Origin of the sequence: Burkholderia vietnamiensis LMG 10929 (genome assembly GCF_000959445.1) — a bacterium.
Classification (GTDB): Bacteria; Pseudomonadota; Gammaproteobacteria; order Burkholderiales; family Burkholderiaceae; genus Burkholderia; species Burkholderia vietnamiensis.
The window spans coordinates 2107194-2129802 of sequence record NZ_CP009631.1 but is presented as its reverse complement, the minus strand read 5'-3'; the positions used below and the strand labels follow the sequence as shown (position 1 = coordinate 2129802).

The 22609-nt window shown below is 65.7% G+C and carries 18 protein-coding genes, 2 tRNA genes and 1 pseudogene; 12 read left to right on the top strand and 9 right to left on the bottom strand.

Translation table 11 applies throughout. The features are described 5' to 3' along the window. Positions 1 to 119: 119 nt before the first annotated feature. The 3 genes from AK36_RS19730 (at position 120) to pgi (ending at position 4747) form a co-directional block, all read left to right on the top strand. The gene (locus tag AK36_RS19730) at positions 120 to 1421 is read left to right on the top strand and encodes an FAD-dependent oxidoreductase (RefSeq protein WP_045579006.1); all 1302 of its coding nucleotides are present in this window, start codon (positions 120 to 122) and stop codon (positions 1419 to 1421) included. 53 nt (positions 1422 to 1474) lie between these two features. Further along, positions 1475 to 3013, top strand: coding sequence for a bifunctional ADP-dependent NAD(P)H-hydrate dehydratase/NAD(P)H-hydrate epimerase (locus AK36_RS19725; RefSeq protein WP_045579005.1), 1539 nt, complete (start codon positions 1475 to 1477; stop codon positions 3011 to 3013). 111 nt (positions 3014 to 3124) lie between these two features. Further along, the gene (gene pgi / locus AK36_RS19720) at positions 3125 to 4747 is read left to right on the top strand and encodes a glucose-6-phosphate isomerase (protein WP_045579004.1); all 1623 of its coding nucleotides are present in this window, start codon (positions 3125 to 3127) and stop codon (positions 4745 to 4747) included. A gap of 64 nt (positions 4748 to 4811) precedes the next feature. On the opposite strand, the gene AK36_RS19715 is transcribed toward pgi, so the two are convergent. Beyond that, complete coding sequence (locus AK36_RS19715; protein ID WP_045579003.1) at positions 4812 to 5525, bottom strand: ABC transporter ATP-binding protein; 714 nt, start codon at positions 5523 to 5525, stop codon at positions 4812 to 4814. Between AK36_RS19715 and AK36_RS19710 the strand changes: the two genes are divergently transcribed. Both AK36_RS19710 and AK36_RS33105 read left to right on the top strand, forming a co-directional pair. Then, a complete protein-coding gene (locus tag AK36_RS19710) occupies positions 5524 to 6201 on the top strand; it encodes an arylesterase (protein WP_034195345.1) in 678 nt (225 codons plus the stop codon). The two genes, AK36_RS19715 and AK36_RS19710, sit on opposite strands and share 2 nt — an antisense overlap. Positions 6202 to 6314: 113 nt before the next feature. Beyond that, positions 6315 to 7678, top strand: a protein-coding gene (locus AK36_RS33105) for an IS3 family transposase (RefSeq protein WP_106919331.1) whose coding sequence is annotated in 2 segments (ribosomal slippage) — positions 6315 to 6777 and positions 6777 to 7678 — 1365 coding nt in all. Because the reading frame shifts where the segments join, the coding sequence is not laid out codon by codon here. A 132-nt stretch (positions 7679 to 7810) separates the two neighbouring features. Here the strand turns inward: AK36_RS33105 and AK36_RS19695 are convergent. From AK36_RS19695 to tig, 7 genes are all read right to left on the bottom strand, one after another. After that, positions 7811 to 9745, bottom strand: coding sequence for a SurA N-terminal domain-containing protein (locus tag AK36_RS19695; RefSeq protein WP_014723168.1), 1935 nt, complete (start codon positions 9743 to 9745; stop codon positions 7811 to 7813). Between the two features lie 125 nt (positions 9746 to 9870). Beyond that, positions 9871 to 9947, bottom strand: a tRNA-Asp gene (locus AK36_RS19690). Between the two features lie 23 nt (positions 9948 to 9970). Then, a tRNA-Val gene (locus AK36_RS19685) sits at positions 9971 to 10046 on the bottom strand. Positions 10047 to 10252: 206 nt separating this feature from the next. Then, the gene (gene lon / locus AK36_RS19680; protein ID WP_011885075.1) at positions 10253 to 12676 is read right to left on the bottom strand and encodes an endopeptidase La; all 2424 of its coding nucleotides are present in this window, start codon (positions 12674 to 12676) and stop codon (positions 10253 to 10255) included. Positions 12677 to 12873: 197 nt separating this feature from the next. After that, positions 12874 to 14145: an ATP-dependent Clp protease ATP-binding subunit ClpX gene (gene clpX, locus AK36_RS19675; protein WP_011885076.1), complete on the bottom strand. Its 1272-nt coding sequence runs from the start codon at positions 14143 to 14145 to the stop codon at positions 12874 to 12876. Positions 14146 to 14306: 161 nt separating this feature from the next. Further along, entirely contained in the window at positions 14307 to 14960 is a 654-nt protein-coding gene (gene clpP / locus AK36_RS19670) for an ATP-dependent Clp endopeptidase proteolytic subunit ClpP (RefSeq protein ID WP_011885077.1), read from the bottom strand. A gap of 140 nt (positions 14961 to 15100) precedes the next feature. Continuing rightward, positions 15101 to 16447: a trigger factor gene (tig, locus tag AK36_RS19665; RefSeq protein WP_045579002.1), complete on the bottom strand. Its 1347-nt coding sequence runs from the start codon at positions 16445 to 16447 to the stop codon at positions 15101 to 15103. A 425-nt stretch (positions 16448 to 16872) separates the two neighbouring features. On the opposite strand from tig, the gene AK36_RS19660 reads away from it, so the two are divergent. Both AK36_RS19660 and AK36_RS19655 read left to right on the top strand, forming a co-directional pair. Continuing rightward, positions 16873 to 18018 carry a glycerate kinase gene (locus tag AK36_RS19660; RefSeq protein ID WP_045579001.1) on the top strand — a complete coding sequence of 382 codons (1146 nt, stop codon included), beginning with the start codon at positions 16873 to 16875 and terminating at the stop codon, positions 18016 to 18018. A gap of 62 nt (positions 18019 to 18080) precedes the next feature. After that, positions 18081 to 18533, top strand: coding sequence for a MarR family winged helix-turn-helix transcriptional regulator (locus AK36_RS19655; protein WP_034195341.1), 453 nt, complete (start codon positions 18081 to 18083; stop codon positions 18531 to 18533). A 222-nt stretch (positions 18534 to 18755) separates the two neighbouring features. On the opposite strand, the gene AK36_RS19650 is transcribed toward AK36_RS19655, so the two are convergent. After that, entirely contained in the window at positions 18756 to 19754 is a 999-nt protein-coding gene (locus AK36_RS19650) for a 2-dehydropantoate 2-reductase (RefSeq protein WP_034195340.1), read from the bottom strand. A gap of 352 nt (positions 19755 to 20106) precedes the next feature. Between AK36_RS19650 and AK36_RS19645 the strand changes: the two genes are divergently transcribed. The 5 genes and pseudogenes from AK36_RS19645 to AK36_RS19635 all read left to right on the top strand — a co-directional run bounded on the left by AK36_RS19645 (position 20107) and on the right by AK36_RS19635 (position 22605). Beyond that, positions 20107 to 20337, top strand: coding sequence for a membrane protein (locus AK36_RS19645; RefSeq protein ID WP_034195339.1), 231 nt, complete (start codon positions 20107 to 20109; stop codon positions 20335 to 20337). A 234-nt stretch (positions 20338 to 20571) separates the two neighbouring features. Beyond that, positions 20572 to 20757 (top strand): hypothetical protein, encoded by a 186-nt coding sequence (locus AK36_RS33100; RefSeq protein ID WP_060081548.1) that lies wholly within the window; start codon positions 20572 to 20574, stop codon positions 20755 to 20757. Positions 20758 to 20766: 9 nt separating this feature from the next. Then, positions 20767 to 21474 carry a hypothetical protein gene (locus AK36_RS19640; protein WP_174479788.1) on the top strand — a complete coding sequence of 236 codons (708 nt, stop codon included), beginning with the start codon at positions 20767 to 20769 and terminating at the stop codon, positions 21472 to 21474. Further along, positions 21404 to 21597, top strand: a pseudogene (locus AK36_RS31440) (integrase core domain-containing protein); the annotation flags it as partial. The gene AK36_RS19640 and the pseudogene AK36_RS31440, both read left to right, overlap by 71 nt. A gap of 771 nt (positions 21598 to 22368) precedes the next feature. Beyond that, entirely contained in the window at positions 22369 to 22605 is a 237-nt protein-coding gene (locus AK36_RS19635) for a hypothetical protein (protein ID WP_034195338.1), read from the top strand. Positions 22606 to 22609: the final 4 nt, after the last annotated feature.

The window sequence follows — 22609 nt, the reverse complement described above, 5'->3', positions numbered from 1 at the left end:
GGACGGCGCGTACGCGCCGGTTGCCGCGATTTTGGCGCTATCATTCCCGGTTCCCCGGGCCGGCGGCCCGTCAGCGAATTCTCATCGGGCGGCGCGTGCCGCCGTCATCGAAGCAATCCATGGATGTCATCGTCATCGGCGGCGGAATCAGCGGCGTCGCCACCGCCTACCAGCTGCGTGCGGCCGGCCATCGCGTGTGTGTGGTCGAACGTCACGCGACCGTCGCGCAGGGCGCCACCTACGGCGACGGCGGCACGCTGCTGCCGAGCCCGCTCGACGTCTGGTTCGGCCCGACCTTCATGCGCCAGCGCCAGCCGCGCGACACCGGCATCCTGTACAAGCCCGGCTTCAACGGCGGCGTGCGCCGCTTCGTCAAGCAGCTCGCGGCGCTGCGCGAGCCCGACGCGTTCGCCGCGCAGTACGGGCGGCTGCGTCCGCTGATCGACGCGGCGCGCGACACCGTCGCCGACATCGAGGCGCGCCTGCAGCTCGAATACGAACAGAAATCGGGCGTGCTGCACGTCGTGCGCGACGCGCGCGACTGGGACGCGCTGCAGCCCGCGCTCGACCTGCTGCGCACGCTCGACCAGCCATACCGCGTGCTCGACGCCGACGCCTGCGCGGCGCTCGAGCCGTCGGTGCCGGCCGAGCCGAGCTTCGCGGGCGGCGTGCTGTTCGAGACCGAGCGCACCGGGAATTGCCCGCTGTTCGCGAAACTGGTCAAGCAGGCGCTCGACGAGCACGGCGTGCAGTTCCGCTTCGGCGCGGAAGTTGCCGCGATCCGCGCCGACGCCGGGCGTGCCGCGGTCGAGCTCGCGCCGGCCGACGGCCGGCATGCGGCCAACGCGCGCGAGGTCGACGTGATTTCGGCCGACGCAGTCGTGGTCGCCGCCGGCGCCGGCAGCCTGCCGTTGCTGGCGCGCCTCGGCTGGCGGCTGCCGCTGCATCCGGTGCGCGTCCATACGCTGACCGCGCCGGTCGCATACGAAGAACATGCGCCGCACCTGTGCGTCGTCGACGCGATCAAGCGGATCTCGATCACGCGCACGCAGCAGCGGCTGCGCGTGGGCGGCGGCGCCGTGCTGCAAAGCAGCGCCGACACCGCGAAACCGCTGCCGGAGCCGCTGTCGGAAGCCGCGCTCGCCCTGCTCGGCCAGGCCGTTCACGACTGGGTGCCGGGCGCCGCGCGTATCTCGGCCGCGCTGTCGTGGCAAGGCACCCAGCTGCTGTCGCCGGACGGCCTGCCGGTCGTCGGTCCGACCGCGCATCCGCGCGTATTCGTCAACTTCGGGCACGGCCCGGCCGGTTGGGCGCTCGCGTGCGGCTCTGCTAAAGTGGTGACCGACTATCTGGGCGGCGCCGCGCAGCAATGGCCCGCCGACACGCTCACGGCGCTCGGCGCCGCACGCTTCACGACCTGACCGCCGCGGGCCGACGTCCGGGGCGGCTCCTTGTTCCGCACCACGACCCCGCGATGACCACCACTGCCCACCCGCCCCTCGCCGCCGCTCCGATCGCCCTGCTGCGCGTCGCCGATCTGCGCGCCGCCGAAGCCGCCGCGACGGCCGCGCTGCCGCCGCATACGCTGATGGCGCGCGCCGGCGCGGCCGCCGCCCGCTGGCTGTCCGAACGAATGACCGACGATGAACGCCCGGTGTGGTTCGCGGTCGGCCCCGGCAACAACGGCGGCGACGCGCTGGTGGCCGCCGCGCAGCTGCAGCAGCTCGGCGTCGCGACCCACGCCTGGATGCCCGTGACCGTGAAGCCGGACGACGCACAATGGGCGCTCGGGCTGGCGCGCGCGGCCGGCGTGCCGCTGTCGACCGAGCCGCCCGCTTCGCTCGACGATTACGCATGGGTAGTCGACGGATTGTTCGGGATCGGCCTGGCGCGCGCGCTCGACGGCCCGTTCGCCGCCCAGGCCGAGCGCATCGCCGCGCACGCGCGCAGCGGCGGCCGGGTGCTCGCGCTCGACGTGCCGAGCGGGCTCGACAGCGACACCGGGCGCATCGTCGGCGCCGGCGCCGCGGTCGTCGCCACACATACGCTCACCTTCATCGGCGCGAAGCCGGGCCTTTACACGGGCGACGGCCGCGACCTCGCCGGCGCCATCGAGATCGCGTCGCTCGACGTCGCGCCGCCGGCTGCGCCGGCCGTCGTGCTGAACGCGCCCGCGCGCTTCGCCGCCGCCCTGCCCGCGCGCGCGTTCGCGTCGCACAAGGGCACGTTCGGCAGCCTCGCGGTGATCGGCGGCGACACGGGCATGTGCGGCGCGCCGATCCTCGCCGCGCGCGCGGCGCTGTTCGCCGGCGCCGGCAAGGTGCACGTGGGCTTTCTCGGCACCGGCGCGCCGCCGTACGACCCGCCGTTTCCCGAGCTGATGCTGCATCCGGCGGACGGCGTCGATCTCGATGCGATGTCCGCGATCGCCGCCGGATGCGGTCTCGGCACCCGCGACGCGGCGGCCGCGCTCGTGCGCCGCGTGCTCGCGCACGGCGCCGCGACGCTGCTCGACGCCGATGCGCTGAACCTCGTCGCGACGCACGCCGATCTCGCGGCCGCCGTCGCCGCGCGCGACGGCGCGTGCGTGCTGACGCCGCATCCGCTCGAGGCCGCACGGCTGCTCGGCAGCGACACCGCGTCGGTGCAGCACGACCGGCTGGCCGCGGCGCAGGCGCTCGCCGCCCGCTATGCAAGCATCGTCGTCCTGAAGGGTTCGGGCACGGTGATCGCCGCACCCGACGGACGCCTGACGATCAACCCCACCGGCAACGCGGCGCTCGCGACGGGCGGCACCGGCGACGTGCTCGGCGGCCTGATCGGCGCGCTGCTCGCGCAACGTGTCGCGCCGTACGAAGCGGCGCTGGCCGGCGTCTACCTGCACGGTCTCGCGGCCGACACGCTGACCGCGAGCGGCACGGGCCCGGCCGGCCTCACCGCCGGCGAGCTCGCGCCGATGGTGCGCACGCTGATCAATCGCCTTTTTTACCCGTCGCCGCGCGCGGACATATAACGCCGCTATACTGGGTGCCCCGCCGCACGGCGGGCCCGCTCGTCCGCCGGCCTCGCGATCGCGATGCGCCGGCGCGGCATTCCTCCCGATTCACGCTTCACTCGAACCGCCATGACGCTGAATTCGCTCCCCGCCTGGACTGCCCTCCAATCCCACTTCGCCGAGATCCGCCATGCGCGGCTGCGCGACTGGTTCGCACCCGAAAACGATCGCGCGCCGACCCGCGCCGAACGCTTCACGATCGCCGGCGGCGGCCTCGCCGCCGATTTCTCGAAGAACCGCATCAACGACGACACGCTGCGCCTGCTCGTGCAACTGGCGCGCGACACACGCGTCGAAGCGCGCCGCGACGCGATGTTCGCCGGCGACGTCGTCAACCCGACGGAAGGCCGCGCCGCATTGCATACGGCGCTGCGCGCGACCGATCCGAACGCCCCGTTCCACGCGCAGGTCAGCGCCGAACGCGCGAAGATGGCGAGCTTCGCGCGCGCCGTGCGCAGCGGCGCGTGGACGGGCCATACCGGCAAGCGCATCCGCCACGTGATCAATATCGGCATCGGCGGCTCGGATCTCGGGCCGAAGATGGTCACGCACGCGCTGCATCACGTCGCGACGCCGGACATCTCGACCCACTTCGTGTCGAACGTCGACGGCGCCGATCTCGCGCGCGTGCTCGAGCAGGTCGATCCGGAAGAAACGCTCGCGATCATCGTGTCGAAAACCTTCACGACGCTCGAGACGATGACGAACGCACGCTCGCTGCGCGACTGGTTCATCGCGCGCGGCTGCCCCGAGGATGCGCTCGCGAAGCACTTCGTCGGCGTGTCGGCGAACCCGTCCGAAGTCGTCAGGTTCGGCATCGCGGCGGACAACGTGTTCGAAATGTGGGACTGGGTCGGCGGCCGCTATTCGCTGTGGTCGGCGGTCGGCCTGTCGATCATGATCGCGGTCGGGCCCGAGCAGTTCGACGAACTGCTCGCCGGCGCGAACGACATGGACCGCCATTTCCGCGAAGCGCCGCTCGAGCGCAACCTGCCGGTGCTGCTGGGCATGATCGGCATCTGGTATCGCAATTTCTTCGGCTCGCAGAGCTATCTCGTCGCGCCGTATTCGGAAGCGCTGCACTACCTGCCGTCGTATCTGCAGCAGCTCGAGATGGAGAGCAACGGCAAGTCGGCGCGCCTGGACGGCACCTTCGTCGACTACCCGACGTCGGCCGTCACGTGGGGCGAGCCGGGCACCAACGGCCAGCACGCGTTCTTCCAGATGCTGCATCAGGGCCCGACGATCGTGCCGATCGACTTCATCGCGGTGCTGACGCCCGAGCATCCGCTCGCGAGCCATCATCCGAAGCTGCTCGCGAACTGCTTCGCGCAGAGCGAAGCGCTGATGCTCGGCCGCACGCTCGACGAAGCGCGCAAGATCGCCGGCCCCGGCGAGGAAGCGCTCGCGCCGCATCTGACGTTCCCCGGCAACCGGCCGACGACGACGCTGCTGGTCGACGCGCTGACGCCGCGCACGCTCGGCGCGCTGATCGCGCTGTACGAGCACAAGGTGCTCGTACAGGCGACGGTGTGGGATATCAATCCGTTCGATCAATGGGGCGTCGAGCTCGGCAAGATCCTCGGCAAGGTGGTCGAAGCCGATTTGTCGGCCGACTCGGTCGATCCCGCGAAGCACGACTCGTCGACGACCGCGCTGATCGAACGCGCACGCGCCGCGCTCAAGCGCTGACGTCATCGCCTGCGCGCGTACCGGCCGCACCGGGGCTCAGCGCCTCGGTGCGGCCGGCGCGCGTTCAGGCGCCGCTTTGGGCAGTATGGGGCACGACGATGCGTCCGGCTTCGATCGTCACCGTCGTGGTACAGCGCCGGGCGAGCTCGGCGTCGTGCGTGACGAGCACGAGCGTCGCGCCGTGCGTGCGGTTCAGCTCGAACATCAAGTCGATGACCGCGTGGCCGGTGGCCGCGTCGAGGCTGCCGGTCGGCTCGTCGGCGAACAGGATCGCCGGCTGCGTGACGAACGCGCGCGCGAGCGCGACGCGCTGCTGCTCGCCGCCGGACAGCAGCTTCGGATAATGCGCGGTGCGCTCGCCGAGGCCGACCTGCACGAGCAGCGCGCGCGCACGAGCGGCTGCGTCGCGCGCGCTGATGCCGCCCTGCAGTTCGAGCGGCAACATCACGTTTTCGAGCGCCGTCAGATGCGGCATCAGCTGGAACGACTGGAACACGAACCCGACTGCGCCGCTGCGCAGCGCGGCGCGCTCGTCCTCGTCGAGTTGCTCGAGCGCGCGGCCGAGCAGGCGAACCGTCCCGCTCGTCGCGCTGTCCAACCCGGCGAGCAGGCCGAGCAGCGTCGACTTGCCCGACCCCGAGGCACCCACGATCGCGAGACTGCTGCCGGGCCGCACGGTCAGCGTGATGCCATCGAGTATCGTCAGCTCGCCGCTTGCGTCGGCGACCCGCTTGCACACGTCTCGGACTTCGATGATCGGATCGGTAATCTTGAACATGGACACGACATTCCGCTGGAAAAGGCGCGCGGCGCTCGCCGCGCTGCTGGCTACATTATGCGCAGCGACCGTGCCCGCGCGCGCGGCGAGCGCCGCGCCGGCCGCACCTGAGGGCCGGCCCACGCTCGTCGTGCTCGGCGACAGCCTGTCGGCCGAGTACGGGCTGCCGCGCGACACCGGCTGGGTGGCGTTGCTGCGGCAACGGCTCGCGACCGAGCGAATCGATTATAGCGTTGCGAACGCAAGCGTCAGCGGCGACACCACGAGCGGCGGACGCGCGCGATTGCCCGCCGTGCTGCAACGGCTCAAGCCGTCGATCGTCATCGTCGAGCTCGGTTCGAACGATGCGCTGCGCGGCGTGCCGGTCGCGACGACCGAACAGAATCTGCGCGACATCATCGCCGCTGCGCGACGCGCACATGCGCAGGTCGTGCTGGTCGGCATGTACGTGCCGCCGAATTACGGGCCCGACTACACGCAGAAATTCCACGCGGTCTATACGCGCCTGTCGAAGCAACTCGGCGTGCCGCTCGTGCCGTTCCTGCTGGCCGGCATCGAGAACAAGCCGGAGATGTTCCAGTCGGATCAGATGCATCCCGGCGAACAGGCGCAGCGGGTTCTGCTCGACAACGTGTGGCCGACGCTGAAGCCGCTGCTCGGCAAGCCGCGCGGTTGAGCGGCGCGGTCGCTGGCGCGGTCGCGACCACGATCGCCCAAATGCAAGAAGCCCCGCGGATGTGAACTGCACCCCAAAAGTCGGACACCGATCCAACCTTTGGGGTGTTTTCCATGGCGAAGTATGACGAGCGGTTTCGACTGCAGGTAGTTCGGGAGTATCTGGAAGGAGAGGCGAGCACCCGCACGCTCGCAGCCCGTTACGGGGTTGGGCGTACGGTCATCCGGCGCTGGGTGGCGAGCTACCGGGAGCACGGCGTAGCTGGACTGAGAAGGAAAGTCGGTCAGTACGACGCCCGGTTCAAGTTATCGGTGCTACAGCGCATGCAGCGTGATGGGCTGTCGTATGGCCAAACGGCAGCGGTGTTTGACATTCGAAGCGTCGGGCACGTGTCAACCTGGGAGCGCCTGTATCATGAAGGCGGTTTCGATGCACTGTCCCCTCGCCGACGAGGGCGCCCCCGAAAGATGGCCACTTCACTTCCGCCCAAACCCACTGAAGCCGGTTCGCCGGACGAACGCTCGCGCGAGGAATTGCTCAAGGAAAACGAGTATCTGCGCGCGGAGGTGGCGTACCTAAAAAAGCTCGATGCGCTGCTGCAAGCGAAGAAGCAGGCAGCGCAAAAGAAAAAACGCAAATAGTGCGTGAGCTCAGGCAGCACCATCCGGTGGCAGCACTTCTGAAGGCGGCCGGCTTGGCACGCAGTACGTTCTATTACCAACTCAGGACGCTGGATGCCGACGATCGTCACGCCGATCTGAAAGCGCAGATCCGAACGGTGTTTGAACGCCACAAGGGCCGCTATGGTTATCGACGCGTCACGGCTGCGATTCGGCAGGCTGGCCATCTCGTCAACCATAAGACGGTGCAACGGCTCATGCAGCAACTGCAACTGAAGTCCTGGGTGCGTCCGAAGAAATACCGAGCGTGGCAAGGCGAGATCGGCAAGGCCGCACCGAACCTGCTGCAACGCCAGTTCGAGGCCACTGGCGCCAATCAGAAGTGGGTAACGGATGTGACCGAGTTCAAGGTCAACGGCCAGAAGCTGTATCTGTCGCCGGTGATGGACCTGTACAACGGCGAGATCGTTGCTTACCAGATGGACAGACGGCCGAGCTTCGAGTTGGTCAACAGCATGCTGAAGAAGGCGCTGGCTAAACTCCCGCGCAAGGACAAGCCGTTGCTGCATTCGGATCAAGGCTGGCACTACCGGATGCCGGAGTTCCGCCGGAAGCTCGCGCAGCGCGAGTTGACGCAGAGCATGTCCCGCAAGGGCAATTGCCTGGACAACGCCGCGATGGAAAGCTTCTTCGGCACGCTCAAGTCCGAGTGCTTCAAGAAGCAGCGCTTCACTTGCGTGGAGCAACTACGCCAGACGCTGGAGTGCTACATCCATTACTACAACCACGAACGCATCAAGCTCAAACTGAAAGGACTGAGTCCCGTGCAATACAGAACTCAGTCCTCGGGCGCCTAGCCTTCAACTGTCCAACTTCGTGGGGTCAGTTCAATGCGGGGCTTCTTGTCATTGTGAGCCTGACCGGCGAGCGAGGCGTTTCGCTTGCCGGCGGCCGAGCGGCGCTTCGACGCGCCGCCGCCGTCGGCTCAGTTAGTTGCCGCTGTCCTGCGACGGGCTCTGCGTGGTGCCGTACAGCTTGACCTTCGAGCGATCGCGCAGCGCGGCGAGATACGCCTCGCCTTCGCTTTGCGCTTCGACCTGCGCCATCTGCTGCTGCGCGGCCGCGAGCTGCTGCGGATCGACGGCCGTGCCCGGAATCACCGCGTTCACGCGATAGATCGCGTAGCCTTCGGCACCGAGATCGACGCCGACGTACGCCGGCAGCGTCTTCGAATCGACCTTGTAGACGGCGCTCAGCGCGGCCGGCGTCAGCCCCTGCGATTGCGTGCGCGACACCTTCTGCGCGGGCGTGAAGCCGTCGGTGGACTTCGACTTCTGCAGCTCGGCGAGCTTCGCCGCGCCGTCCTTCCTCGCGAGCTCGGCCGCCTGCTCGGCGACCACCTTCTGACGCACCACGTCCTTGATCGCGTCGAGCGCCGGCACGGCGGCCGGCTTGTAGTCGACCACGTGCGCCGAGATCAGCGTGTTGTTGCCCACGTCGACCGCCTGCGTGTTGTTGCGGCTCTTCACCGAATCGCTCGCGAACACGGCCGCGAGGAACTTCGGATTGTTCAGCGGGCTCGTCGGCGGCAATTGCGGATTCGGCGTCGGCGTGACGGTGGCCGTCTGGATCGTCAGCTTGTACTTGTCGGCGGCCGGTTGCAGCGACTTCGCCTTTTCGTAGACGGTCGACGTGAAGCCTTCCGCGTTGTCCGTGAAGGCCTTCGCTGCGTACTGCTGCTTCAGGTCGACTGCGATCTGATCCTTCACGTCCGCGAACGGCTTGACCACCGACGGCTTCACTTCGGTCGCCTTCAGGATGTGGAAGCCGAGGTCCGACTCCACGACACCGCTCACCTCGCCCTGCTTCAGCGCGAACGCGGCATCGTCGAACGCCTTGCCGCCCGCCGTCGAGCCGCGCGTGATGAAGCCGAGATCGCCGCCCTTCGCCGCCGACGGCGCGTCCTGCGAGCTCTTCTGCGCGATTTGCGCGAACTGGTCGGGATGCGCCTTCACGTCGGCCAGCAGCTGCTCGGCCTTCGCCTTCGCGGCAGCCTTGTCGGCTGCGCTTGCGTTGCTCGCCGCGGCGATGAAGATGTGGCTGATGCGCACCTGCGCTTCCGAGCGGAAGTGCGTCGGGTTGTCGTCGTAGAACTTCTTGATGTCGGCGTCGGTCGGCTGCGCGCTCGCGGCGGCCGCGGCCGGCGAATAGACCAGATACTGGATCGTCGCGGTTTCCGGCGTCGCGAAGCTCTGCTTGTGCGCGTCGTAGTAGGCGGTGAGCTGCGCGTCGGTCGGCTGCACCTTCGCCGCGAAGTCGCTCGACTTCAGCACGAGCGCCTGCACTTCACGTTGCTGCGCGGCGAGTTCCGACAGGCGTTGGGCCGGGCCCTTCGGCGTGAACGCGCTCGACACGATGCTCGCGGGAATCTGTTGGAGCGCGAGGCTGTAGCGCACACGTTCCTGATACTGCTCGGGCGTCATGCCCTGGAACGACAGCAGCTGCGCGTAGCGCTGGACGTCGATCGTACCGTCGGGCTTCTTCAGCGACGCGATCATCGGGTCGCTCATCAGTGCGTCGCGCACCGCGTTGTCGGACGCGGTCAGATGCAGGCGCTGCGTTTCGTCGGCGAGCACGCGCTGCTGGATCAGGCCGTCGAGCACCTGCTTGCGATGCTCCGGCGTATCGAACATCTTGATGTCGAACTGCCCGCCGAGCGCCTGGCGCGCCTGGTCGATCTGCTGGCGGAACGCGCCGTCGAATTCGACCCGCGTGATCTTGTGTCCGTTGACCGCTGCGACGTTCGCGCTGTCGTCGAAGAAGCCGCGGAAACCTTGGATCCCGACGAAACCCAGCCCCGGCAACACGATGAGGAGCAGGAGCGCCATCATCAGGCGCTGGTGATTACGGAAGAAATCGAGCATGCGTGACGGGAAAATTGGACAAAACGACCGATATTACAACATACGGGGTGGGACGGGAAAAATCGCAGGCGTGCGGACGGCGTTGCAAATGAAAAAGCCCGCACGAGGCGGGCTTTTTCATTTTCTGGCGGAGCGGACGGGACTCGAACCCGCGACCCCCGGCGTGACAGGCCGGTATTCTAACCGACTGAACTACCGCTCCTTGGTCTGGCTGAATCGTGAAACTGGTGGGTGCTGAGGGGTTCGAACCCCCGACCTACGCCTTGTAAGGGCGCCGCTCTACCAGCTGAGCTAAGCACCCGTTTCCGATTCGTTCTAGTTGCGATCTGCGTTTCGGCATCAACAACCAGCGAGCCTGCGAGTTTAATTCATTCCAGATCACTTTGCCAAGCCCGCGCGCGAAATTTTTCAACGGGGCGCGCGACGCGCGATACCGACGCAGATAAAAAAACCCGCGGACTCGCCGCGGGTTTTCGTCGATCGCCGTCAGCGACGGCGTTCAGGTTCTCAGTGCTTGACGACTTCCGTCGAGCCGGCATCCTTCGCCGCCTCGCCGACCGGTGCCGCAGCCTTCGCCTCTTCTTCCGGCGGCAGCGGAGTCGGCGCACGTTCGAGCGCGAGTTCGAGCACCTTGTCGATCCAGCGGACCGGCACGATTTCGATCGCGTTCTTCACGTTGTCCGGAATGTCCGCGAGATCCTTCACGTTCTCTTCCGGAATCAGCACGAGCTTGATGCCGCCGCGATGCGCAGCCAGCAGCTTCTCCTTCAGCCCGCCGATCGGCAGCACCTCGCCACGCAGCGTGATCTCGCCCGTCATCGCGACGTCGGCACGCACGGGAATACCCGTCAGCACCGACACCAGCGCGGTCGTCATCGCACCGCCGGCAGACGGACCGTCCTTCGGCGTCGCGCCTTCCGGCACGTGGATGTGAATGTCCTGCTTCTCGAACGCTTCGTCCTTGATGCCGAGACGACGCGAACGCGAGCGCACGACCGAACGCGCTGCCTCGACCGACTCCTTCATCACGTCGCCGAGCGAACCGGTGCGGATCACGTTGCCCTTGCCCGGCATCACCGCGGCTTCGATCGTCAGCAGATCGCCGCCGACTTCCGTCCACGCGAGGCCCGTCACCTGACCGACCTGGTTTTCCTTCGCCGCGAGGCCGAAGTCGTACTTGCGCACGCCGAGGAACGTATCGAGATTCTCGCCATCGACCTTGATCGCGCCCGACGCCTTCTTCAGCAGCAGCATCTTCACGACCTTGCGGCAGATCTTCGACACTTCCCGCTCGAGCGAACGCACACCGGCTTCGCGCGTGTAGTAACGGATGATGTCGCGGATCGCCTGCTCGGTGACCTCGATCTCGCCGTCCTTCAGACCGTTGTTCTTCTTCTGCTTCGGCAGCAGGTAACGCTGCGCGATGCTGACCTTCTCGTCTTCCGTGTAGCCCGACAGACGAATCACTTCCATCCGGTCGAGCAGCGGCGGCGGGATGTTCAGCGAGTTCGACGTCGCGACGAACATCACGTCCGACAGATCGAAGTCGACTTCGATGTAGTGGTCGGCGAACGTGTGGTTCTGTTCCGGATCGAGCACTTCGAGCAGCGCCGACGACGGATCGCCGCGGAAATCCATCCCCATCTTGTCGACTTCGTCGAGCAGGAAGAGCGGATTGCGCACGCCGACCTTCGCCAGGCTCTGCAGGATCTTGCCCGGCATCGACCCGATGTAGGTGCGGCGGTGACCGCGGATCTCGGCTTCGTCACGCACGCCGCCGAGCGCCATCCGGACGAACTTGCGGTTCGTCGCACGCGCGATCGACTGGCCGAGCGACGTCTTGCCGACGCCCGGAGGCCCGACGAGGCACAGGATCGGCGCCTTCACCTTGTCCACGCGCTGTTGCACCGCGAGGTACTCGAGAATGCGTTCCTTCACCTTTTCGAGGCCGAAGTGATCCTCGTCGAGCACCTGCTCGGCGTTCGACAGGTCGTTGTTGACCTTGCTCTTCTTGCGCCACGGCAGGCCGATCAGCGTGTCGATGTAGTTGCGCACGACGGTCGCTTCCGCGGACATCGGCGACATCAGCTTCAGCTTCTTGAGCTCGGCGTCGGCCTTCTTCTTGGCTTCCTTCGGCATGCGCGCGGCGTTGATGCGCTTCTCGAGTTCCTCGAGATCCGCACCCTCTTCGCCTTCGCCCAGTTCCTTCTGGATCGCCTTGACCTGCTCGTTCAGGTAGTACTCGCGCTGGCTCTTTTCCATCTGACGCTTCACGCGCCCACGGATGCGCTTTTCGACCTGGAGAATGTCGATCTCCGCCTCGAGCTGCGCGAGCAGGTGCTCGAGACGCTCGATGACCGGGAACATCTCGAGGATGTGCTGCTTCTGGTCGAGCTTGAGCGGCAGACGCTCGGCGATCATGTCAGCGAGACGGCCTGCTTCGTCGATGCCCGACAGCGACGTGAGGATCTCCGGCGGGATCTTCTTGTTCAGCTTCACGTACTGGTCGAACTGCGACACGATCGCGCGGCGCAACGCTTCCGTTTCCGCGCTGTCGGCATGATCGGGCTCGAGCGGCATCACTTCGCAGGAGAACTGCGTCTCCTGCTCTTCGATGGACAACGCCTTCGCGCGCTGCAGCCCCTCGACGAGCACCTTCACGGTGCCGTCCGGCAGCTTCAGCATCTGCAGAATGTTGGCGATACAGCCGACCTCATACATGTCCTTCTCGGTCGGCTCGTCCTTGGCCGCGGTTTTCTGCGCGACGAGCATGATGTGCTTGCCGCCTTCCATCGCTGCTTCGAGGGCCTTGATCGATTTCGGCCGGCCCACGAAGAGCGGAATCACCATGTGCGGGAAAACGACGACATCCCGCAGCGGCAGCAGCGGGAGCGTGATGCGTTCCGGCGGAAGAAGTTGGGTGCCTGACATTTCATTTCCCCATGAGTGGAATCAATTGTTCGGTAATTGAGGCCGCCACAACGAATTGCAAGCCTTCAAGTGCGGGAAATATTCGGTAAGAAAGTAACCACCGCGTATCGAGTCAGAGTTACCCACAAGATAAACGAAAAAAAGCCGCCCACGGTCTCATGAACGGCCTTTTTCGCAGAACATCGTCGGCAAGCCGGTCAGTTCGAACCCGCCACCTTCGGCGTGTCCTCATAGATCAACAAAGGCTTGCCGTCGCCATCGATGACGTTCTCGTCGATGATGACCTTGCTGACCCCTTTCATCGTGGGCAGCTCGTACATCACGTCCAGCAACGCCTGTTCGATGATCGAACGCAAACCGCGCGCGCCGGTCTTGCGGCGGATCGCCTTGCGGGCGACTGCCTGCAACGCGGCCGGCCGGATTTCCAGCTCGACGCGCTCCATCGCGAACAGCTTGTGATACTGCTTGACGAGCGCGTTCTTCGGCTCGACGAGGATCTTCATCAGCGCGGCTTCGTCGAGCTTGCCGAGCGTCGCCACCACCGGCAGACGGCCGATCAATTCGGGGATCAGACCGAATTTGATCAGGTCTTCCGGTTCGGTCTCGCGCAGCACTTCGCCGGCGTCGCGTTCCTGCTTGCTCTTGACCGACGCGCCGAAGCCGATGCCCGTCTTTTCGGTACGGTCGGTGATCACCTTTTCGAGACCGTCGAACGCGCCGCCGCAGATGAACAGGATGTTGGTCGTGTCGACCTGGATGAAATCCTGGTTCGGATGCTTGCGGCCGCCCTGCGGCGGTACCGACGCCATCGTGCCTTCGACCAGCTTCAGCAGCGCCTGCTGAACGCCCTCGCCCGACACGTCGCGCGTGATCGACGGGTTGTCCGACTTGCGGCTGATCTTGTCGATTTCGTCGATGTAGACGATCCCGCGCTGGGCCTTGTCGACCTCGTAGTTGCAGTTCTGCAACAGCTTCTGGATGATGTTCTCGACGTCCTCGCCGACGTAGCCGGCTTCGGTCAGCGTCGTCGCGTCGGCGATCACGAACGGCACGTTCAGCAACCGCGCGAGCGTCTGCGCGAGCAGCGTCTTGCCGGAGCCCGTCGGGCCGATCAGCAGGATGTTGCTCTTCGACAGCTCGACGTCGTCCTTCTTGTCGAGATGCTTCAGCCGTTTGTAGTGGTTGTAGACAGCCACCGCGAGGATCTTCTTCGCGCGCTCCTGGCCGATCACGTACTGATCGAGGATGTCGCGAATTTCCTGCGGGCTCGGCAGATCCGACCGGGACAGGCTGGCCTCGACGCCGGCCGCAGCGGCCTCGTCGCGAATGATCTCGTTGCAGAGGTCGATGCACTCATCGCAGATGAACACCGACGGGCCCGCGATGAGTTTCTTCACCTCATGCTGGCTCTTGCCGCAAAACGAGCAATACAACAGCTTCTCGCTGTTCGAACCTTTTTTGTCCGCCATGAATGTAGAGCCTCCGGACAGGTAAATGACATGATACGCCGATTGCTCCGAACGCCGCGCCTAGGGCGCGACCGGAGCCGGCCGGATGCGCTTGCCGCAGATGCTCAGGGGCGCCGGACAGTGCGGGGGCGCCGCGAATCGGGGCGGCACCCCACTTCAGCTCACGGGCGCTTCAACAGCACCTGGTCGATCAGCCCGTACGCCTTCGCGTCGTCGCTCGACATGAAGTTGTCACGGTCGGTGTCGCGCGCGATGCGCTCGACGTCCTGGCCCGTGTGCTGCGCGAGCAGGTTGTTCAACCGTTCCTTCAGGTACAGGATTTCGCGTGCCTGAATTTCGATATCCGACGCCTGGCCGCGCGCGCCGCCGAGCGGCTGGTGGATCATCACGCGCGAGTTCGGCAGCGCAAAGCGCTTGCCCTTCGCGCCCGACGCGAGCAGGAACGCGCCCATGCTGGCCGCGAGGCCCATGCAGAGCGTCGACACGTCTGGCTTGATGAACTGCATCGTGTCGTAGATCGCCATGCCGGCCGACACCGAGCCGCCCGGGCTGTTGATGTAGAGGCTGATGTCCTTGTCGGGATTCTCGCTCTCCAGGAACAGCAGTTGCGCGACCACGAGGTTCGCCGTCTGGTCGTTGACTTCGCCGACCATGAACACCAGGCGCTCCTTCAGGAGACGCGAATAGATATCGTACGAACGCTCGCCGCGGCCGCTCGTTTCGACGACGATCGGCACCAGCCCCAGCGCTTGCGCCTCGAAACCCTGCGGCGCATTCGAAGCAAGCATGTCCAGCAATTCAGCGCGAGTGATCATTCAATGAACCTTGTTCGATTGGAAAATTGAACGGAGGGAAGCCGCCCGCTCAATTGCCATATTAATGGCAACCGTGCGCTTGACGTAAAAACGGCGTGCGGGCCGTCGCTCCGACAGCCGGCACGCCGCTAGAGCGACACTTACGCTTGCGCCGATGCGCTCGCGAGTGCCTCGAAGCTCACTTCCTTGTCCGTCACCTTTGCCTTGCCCAGTACGAACTCGACGACGTTGCTTTCAACGACGAACGCTTCCATCTCGGCGAGGCGCTGCTGGTTGGAATAATACCAGCGGACCACTTCCTTCGGGTCTTCGTAGCTCTTCGCGAACTCGTCGACTTCGGCGCGGATCTGTTCCGGCTTCGCTTCGAGGCCGTTGGCCTTCACCAGCTCGGCCAGCACGAGGCCCAGCTTGACGCGACGCTCGGCCTGCTCGGCGAACATCTCGGCCGGGATCGGTGCGTCCTTCGCGTTCGGCACGCCGCGCTGGGCGAGATCCTGACGCGCCATTTCGACGAGGCGTTGCTGATCCTGCTCGATCAGCGCCTTCGGCACGTCGAGTTCGGAAATCTTCAGCAGCGCGTCCATCACCTGGTTCTTGACGATCGACTGCGTGCGACGCTTGGCTTCGCGCTCGAGGTTTTCCTTGATCTCGGCGCGCATCTTCGTCAGGTCGCCGTCTTCGATGCCGAGCGACTTCGCGAATTCGGCGTCGATTTCCGGCATGTGCGGCCATTCGATCTTCTTCATCGTGACCGTGAATTGCGCCGTCTTGCCCGCCACGTCCTTGCCGTGGTAGTCGTCCGGGAACTTCAGATCGAACGTGCGCGCTTCGCCGACCTTCAGGCCGAGCGCCGCGGTTTCGAATTCCGGCAGCATGCGGCCTTCGCCGAGCACGAACAGGAAGTCTTCGGCCGTGCCGCCCTGGAACGCGACGTCGTCGATCTTGCCGACGAAGTCGACCGTCACGCGGTCGCCGTTCTTCGCTGCGGTGTCCGCGCCGCCGTCGCCGTGCTCGCCGGCTTCGCCGCGTGCGTGGTAGTGCACGCGCTGCTTGCGCAGGATGTCCAGCGTGCGGTCGATCTCGGCGTCGCCGATCGACGTCGTCGAGCGCTCGACTTCAGCCGTCGCCAGATCGCCGATCTTCACTTCCGGGTACACCTCGAACGTCGCGTCGAACGCGTATGCGTCCTCAGCCTGCTCCTGCTTCGGCTCGAAGCTCGGCTGGCCTGCGACGCGCAGGTTTTCCGCGCGGCTGATCGTGAAGAATTCCTGGCCGATCTTGTCGCTCAGCACTTCCGCCTCGACCTGACCCGCGTACTGCTGCGCAACCATCTTCAGCGGCACCTTGCCCGGGCGGAAACCCGGCATGCGCACGTTCTTTGCGAGTTTCTGGATACGGGCGTCGATTTCCTTCTGCACGGTGTCCTTCGGCAGGGAAATCGTCACACGGCGTTCAAGCTTGCCGAGGTTCTCAACAACGTTAGCCATGGCTTCAATCGTCCTAAAATTATTCGAGCGAATCGGGTTTTCCTTGCCGTGCCTGCCTGCAGCATGAGGTGCGTCACGCGAAGTGAGCCACATATGTGAACCCATACGTGAGCCACAAACCCACGCCGCGCCGGAGCGCCACGCCATCCCTGCACGCGCCGGATGGCTAGCGCAAGCGGCTCGGAGCACGGCTTTGGCCGGAAGAATCGACTATTCTAGCAAACAATTTTCCTCATACCGCCAGAACCCCACCAGGTACGTGAATACCCGCCGTGGTGCCCGCGCCCTTTCAGCGCAATGCGCGCGGATCGCCGCTATGCCGGCGCGTGTATCCACCGCCGGCCCGCCATCCTGTAATCTCCGATTGAAGGTGCGCCGCGCTCGCGGCCCCATTCTTCATACTAATCACGCCTTCCGGAGACACCATGCCGCAACACCCGTCCGCGCCTGTCGTCGTCATCGCGCCCGATTCGTTCAAAGGCTCGCTTTCTGCCGAGCAGGTCGCGGACGCGATCGCCACCGGCATCCGCCGCGCCCGCCCCGATGCGGTCGTGCGCTGCTGCCCGATGGCCGACGGCGGCGAAGGCACGCTCGACGCGATGCTGGCCGGCGGCGGCACGCGGCGCACGGTGCGGGTGGCCGGCGCATCGCTCGCGGCGCGCGACGCGTCGGTCGGCGTGATCGACGAACGCACGGCGATCGTCGAGACGGCGGAGATCGTCGGCATCACGGACGCGATCGGCATGAGCGTGCCGGTCGATGCGCGCAGCACGCGCGGGATGGGCGAAGCGATCCGCACGCTGCTCGATGAAGGCGTGCGCCGGTTCTTCGTGGCGCTCGGCGGCAGCAGCACCAACGACGCGGGCGCCGGCCTGCTCGCGGGGCTCGGCCTGCAATGCTTCGATGCGGGCGGTCAGCCGGTCGATCCGGTGCCGGCGCGGCTCGCCGATATCGCGCGGATCGATGCGTCGGCGCTCGATCCGCGGTTGAAGGAAGCCGAATTCATCGGGATGTCCGATGTCGACAATCCGCTGACGGGCGCGCACGGCGCGACCGCCGTGTTCGGCCCGCAAAAGGGTGTGGCGCCCGCGCAGGTCGCGACGCTCGACGCGGCGCTCGGCCACTTTGCCGACCTGCTCGAGCACGCGCTCGACCGACGCTGCCGCGACGCGGCCGGCGCCGGCGCGGCCGGTGGCCTCGGTTTCGCGCTGCACATGCTCGGCGCGCGGTTCGAAGCCGGCGCGGAAGTCGTCGCGCGCCAGATCGGCCTCGATGCGGCACTCGCCGGCGCCGACTGGCTGATCACCGGCGAAGGCCGCTCCGACGCGCAGACGCTGCACGGCAAGGCGCCGTTCATCGCGTGCCGCCACGCGCGGGCCGCGGGCGTGCCGGCGTCGCTGCTGTCGGGCGCGATCGATCCGGCCGCGCTGACGCGGCTGTCCGAGCATTTCAGCGGGTGCTTTTCGCCGGCGCCGGGGCCGATCACGCTCGACGTGGCGATCCGCGACGCGGCGAATCTGCTCGCCAACGAAGCCGAACAGTTGACACGGCTGAAGTACGGCGCACACTGACCGTTGACCCGGGCGCGCGATACAGGAACAATCGGGCCCGCCCATTTTCTTCAGGATTCGACATGAAAGGCCGCCGCCAAGCCGGGCTCGATCAGTTTCTGACCTATCGCCTCCATGCACTCACGAAGCGATCCGATCGCGGCATCGCCGACGTGTATCGGCACAAGCTCGACATTTCGCTGCCCGAAGCGCGCGTGATCGCCGCAGTCGGCGCGTTCGGGCCGTTTTCGATCATGGAGCTCGCGCGGCACACCAACCTCGACAAGAGTCAGGCGAGCCGCGCGGCGGAGGCGCTGCTGCGCAAGGGGCTGCTCGAACGCAGCGCAAGCGACGAAGACGGGCGGATCGTGCTGATCGCGCTGACCGTCGACGGCCGCGCGCTGTATCGGAAGATCATGCCGATCGTGCGCAAGTGGAACGAAGGCTTGCTCGTGTGCCTGTCGGACAGCGAGCGCCAGACGTTCGAGCGCTTGCTCGACAAGGTCGCCACGCATGCGGCCGAGCGCGACGACTGAAACGGGCGGGTACTCACGCGATCGATTTTCACGCGCGTGTAGTCGGCCTGCGGCGGGCTGACTTCGGATTGCGATCAACTGCCTTCCCGGCGGTTCGAGTGAATCCGCTTGTCGCCGAGTTGCATAGCCGGCTTGGCTCTTCGAAAACCCCGAAGCACTGATCGATTTCCCGAACCGCATCGACACGCTTCGGCGCCCGTTCGTTCGCGGCGCCCTCGCCCGCTATAGCCCGCTGTTCGCCGCACGCTGGCGCAGCAAGCCGAGTACCGCGTCGCAATAAGGCGTCGGCACGCCGAGCCTGCGCCCCAGCTCCGGGAACACACCGAGGATCGGCCCGATCTCCAGCGATCGCCCGGCCTCGAAATCCTGCAGCATCGACGTCTTGAAGGCGCCGAGCTTGCGCGTGACGGCAATCCGCTCGGGCGCGCTCATCCCCGTATCGAGGCCGAGTGTCGCGCCGATCGCGGCCGCCTCCTCCATCATCCGCAGCGCGAGCGTCTGGGTGTATGGATCGTCGAGCAACTGCTCGGCCGTCGAGCCCGTCAGCGCGCTGAGCGGATTCATGTTCATGTTGCCCCACAGCTTCGCCCAGATTTCGGTACGGATCGCCGGGGTCGACTCGACGTCGAAGCCGCCCGCGGCGAGCGCGGTGGCCAAGCGCGCCGCCGCTGCGTCGAGGCGCCGGTCCGGCGCGCCGACGAGCAGGCGGTTACCGCGGCCGCGACGCACGACACCGGGCGCGTCGGTGCTCGACGACAGGTGCACGACGCAGCCGATCGCCTGCGCGGGCGGCAGCACGGCCGAAACAGCGCCGGCCGGGTCGATCGCGTCGAGCGGCACGCCGTCGACCGGCCCGGCGAGACCGTGCGTGAACCACCACGGCAGCCCGTTCATCGCCGCGACGATCACCGTATCGGGCCCGACCAGCGGCGCGATGCGCGCCGCCAACGCCGGCAACGCCTGCGCCTTCAGCGCGATCACCACGTAGTCCTGCACGCCCAGCACGGCCGCATCGTCGCTCGCCCGCACCGGGACGGACGACACGACGCCGGTTTCGTCGATCACGCGCACGCCGTGCGCGTTCAACGCATCGAGCGTCGCGCCGCGCGCATAGGCGCTCACGGTCATGCCGGCTTTCGACAACGCCATCGCGAGCAAGCCGCCGATCGCGCCGACACCGACCACCGCTGCGCGCACAATCCCTGAATTCGTATCGTTCATGAGGGGAATCCGTCTGCTGGAAGAAGACGAGCATAACGCTCGGTGGTTGTGGGTACAACGATTTGTCGAAGCGCGGTTGCGGCGAAATGGCGGGAACGGTTCGACGCGGCGTGCTGCCGGAAGCTGCTTCGTCTCCCGTCGGGGCGTGGTGGCATGCGGGCGCTTCGACGTCGCAGACGCGGCGCCCTGCCCTGTGATCGTGCAGCGGCCCTGCCGGACGGGCGGGCCGCGTCGTTCGGTTCGTCACGCGCGCTTACCAACGATACACCGCCGCGATGCCTCGGCCCTTGCGCGATCCGCGCGGATGCGGTCTCCTGTGCGTTTAACCCTGCCTGGCTCAGCCGCTCCTCAGATGAACTCGTCCCCGCGCGACCCCGACAGCAACGACAAAGCGCGCCGCCAGCCGTCGAAGCTGGTTTTGAATATCGTCGCCGTACTGGTCGGCCTGATCACGTTCGCGATCGGCGCAGGATGGTTGATCTACAGCTGGTTCGTCGATCGCGAAGCGCAGTATTTCGCGATTCCGCTGGTGTTCTCGGTGCCGGTGATCGTGGCGGTCGCGGTGCGCAGCTTCTGGGATTAGGCGGGCGCGGGGCGGGGATGCGGCGTGGGAATGAAAAAAGCGCTGCGATCGGAAGACCGGCAGCGCTTTTTTGCGGCGCACCCCAAGAGGAGGCCGGAACCGCATTCGGTTCACCTTTCCTTTACGCTATTGGGATTCAGCGAGTTCGTATTTTCTGCATGCCCCCACATGTGCCCCCGGACACTTTGACTGCAATTTGGGACGGTGATCCGGCACAACCGGCGGGGACCGCATATGAAGAACATGAAGCAATGTGGCGGCGAACCAACATGTAGCGTCGAGCCGATTCGAAATGACGTCTCGGCCGTCATTCTCCTCGGGAAGTTCGTGCGAGATGTGGTCGCAAATCCGCGAATCCCGATCGAGGTCTGCCGTGATGCCGCCATGCTTGTCCGCAGCCTGCAGCGCGAGCCGATTTAAGGATCGCCCGTGCGCTATTTCACGACCACCGACGTCGGCCAATCGATCCGAAAAGCGTTTGGCGGCTACACCCATATCCTCGTGAATCGAGGATACGCGACGATCAAGCCCGTGTTCTTCAGGAGCGCGTCGATCGCCGATCTGCCCGTCTACGTGTGGGCATGGTGGGATCGAGCAAGCGATGGGCAGTTGGCGAGGTGGCGAGACCGCGGTGGCGTGCTGCTGGATCGCTACACGTATTCCGACCGGGCCGGCCCGGCGGACGTACTCGTATTCGTGGAATGCCCGATGACGATGGACCGGCTGACCTGCTCGCACGCCAATACTGCCGAGTACACCGTGATCCCGGTCCCGCACACCTGGCGCGTACACGAGGAATGCATCGACCTGCGCACGCCGCGCGTCGAAGATCTGCGCACGATCCGGAGCGCATGCCGCGGACGACGATTGACGGACGAGCAACTTGAGTCCGAGACCGGCATTCCTCGCCAGCGCGTGACATACATGCGCAAGAGTCTGAAGCCAGTCGAAGAATGGGAACTGCGCCCGCGGTTGGCACCTGGCGCGCCCGGATTGGTACCCGCTTGGGATTGGATCGGGTCCGGGCGCACGGAGCAGAAGAAGGAAGCACGCGAAGAAGGTCACAAGCAATGGCACGGCCGAATCGTTCGTGAAGACCATGAAGCACAATTACGTCGCCTATATGGACAAGTCTGACGCACCAACAGCGCTCTCGCGTCTGGCTATCGCGTTGAACACTACAATGAGCGCCACCCGCACAGAGCCCTGAAATACCGCTCGCCTCGCGAGTTCAGGTGTAATGCGGTGTCATCAACCTAACGGTGTCCGCGTGTCCTGAGTTACAGGGGCAACTCCAGGGATCGTCTACGTCATTTACGGCGACGCACGCGGCAACATCGAATTTGAAGCGCTTGCCGCTATGCCCTTCCTCATCTTTAGCGTGTCGCAGTCTGGAAGCGTGGTTGCTCGCATCCTCTCATGCCGCCCCATGAAATAGCTGGGCGAGATCAGTTACTCGGTCTACCTCGTTCATTTTCCGATGATCACGCTGGGCGTCTACCTCGGGATGATGAAGATCGCCAATCCGTACATCCGCTTTGCAGCCTTTGCTGCGGTCGTGTTGACCTTGTAGACGCTTGTATATCGCTACTTTGAACGCCCGATCTACAGACGCTATCGCGACTTGTTTGTGCCTGTAGGTTATCAGGAGGAGGTCTCTGAGCGCATCAAAGTCTAGCGCTCGCGGACTGCATGTGAGCGGCGCGGCGCCTCGACGTTCGACACTGTCAGTCTCCCGGTCATCCGGCCGCAGGATCACGACGGGCCGCCTCTCATCGCCGAGAAATAAAGCAGCTGCCTGACGAGCGATGCGCGTATGATGAGTTGAACCGAGCACCCAATTGTAGATTGACCGCTCGCCCCTCCCCAAATCTGCGTCGCGCGCTGCTTGCGCGCCACGTTTGCCCCTCACCTCGCATCGCGCTGTGCAACGACAGCACAGTTCGAGATCGGCTCGCGCGTTGTCTTTGAGTAGCCCAAGGCTCTCGCGGTACAGCAAGTCACGACAAAAATCATCAGAAGGCGGCAAATATGAGCTGGTACTGCGAAGCAGAACGCGAATTGGTACATATAAGGCGAGCGATCGGACTACTTGAGCAAGCGCACCATGCCTTCGTCAACAAGTCGTCGGTGAACGACCCGGCGTACTGGAGAGACAAGCTCACCAAGCTCCGCACGCAGCCCGTGCGAAACAGGGTCTTCGAAATCCAAGTGGACGAGCTTTTAGGCCGCCTCGCACTGATCCAGGATCCGCATTGCCGCAAGTAGGGCG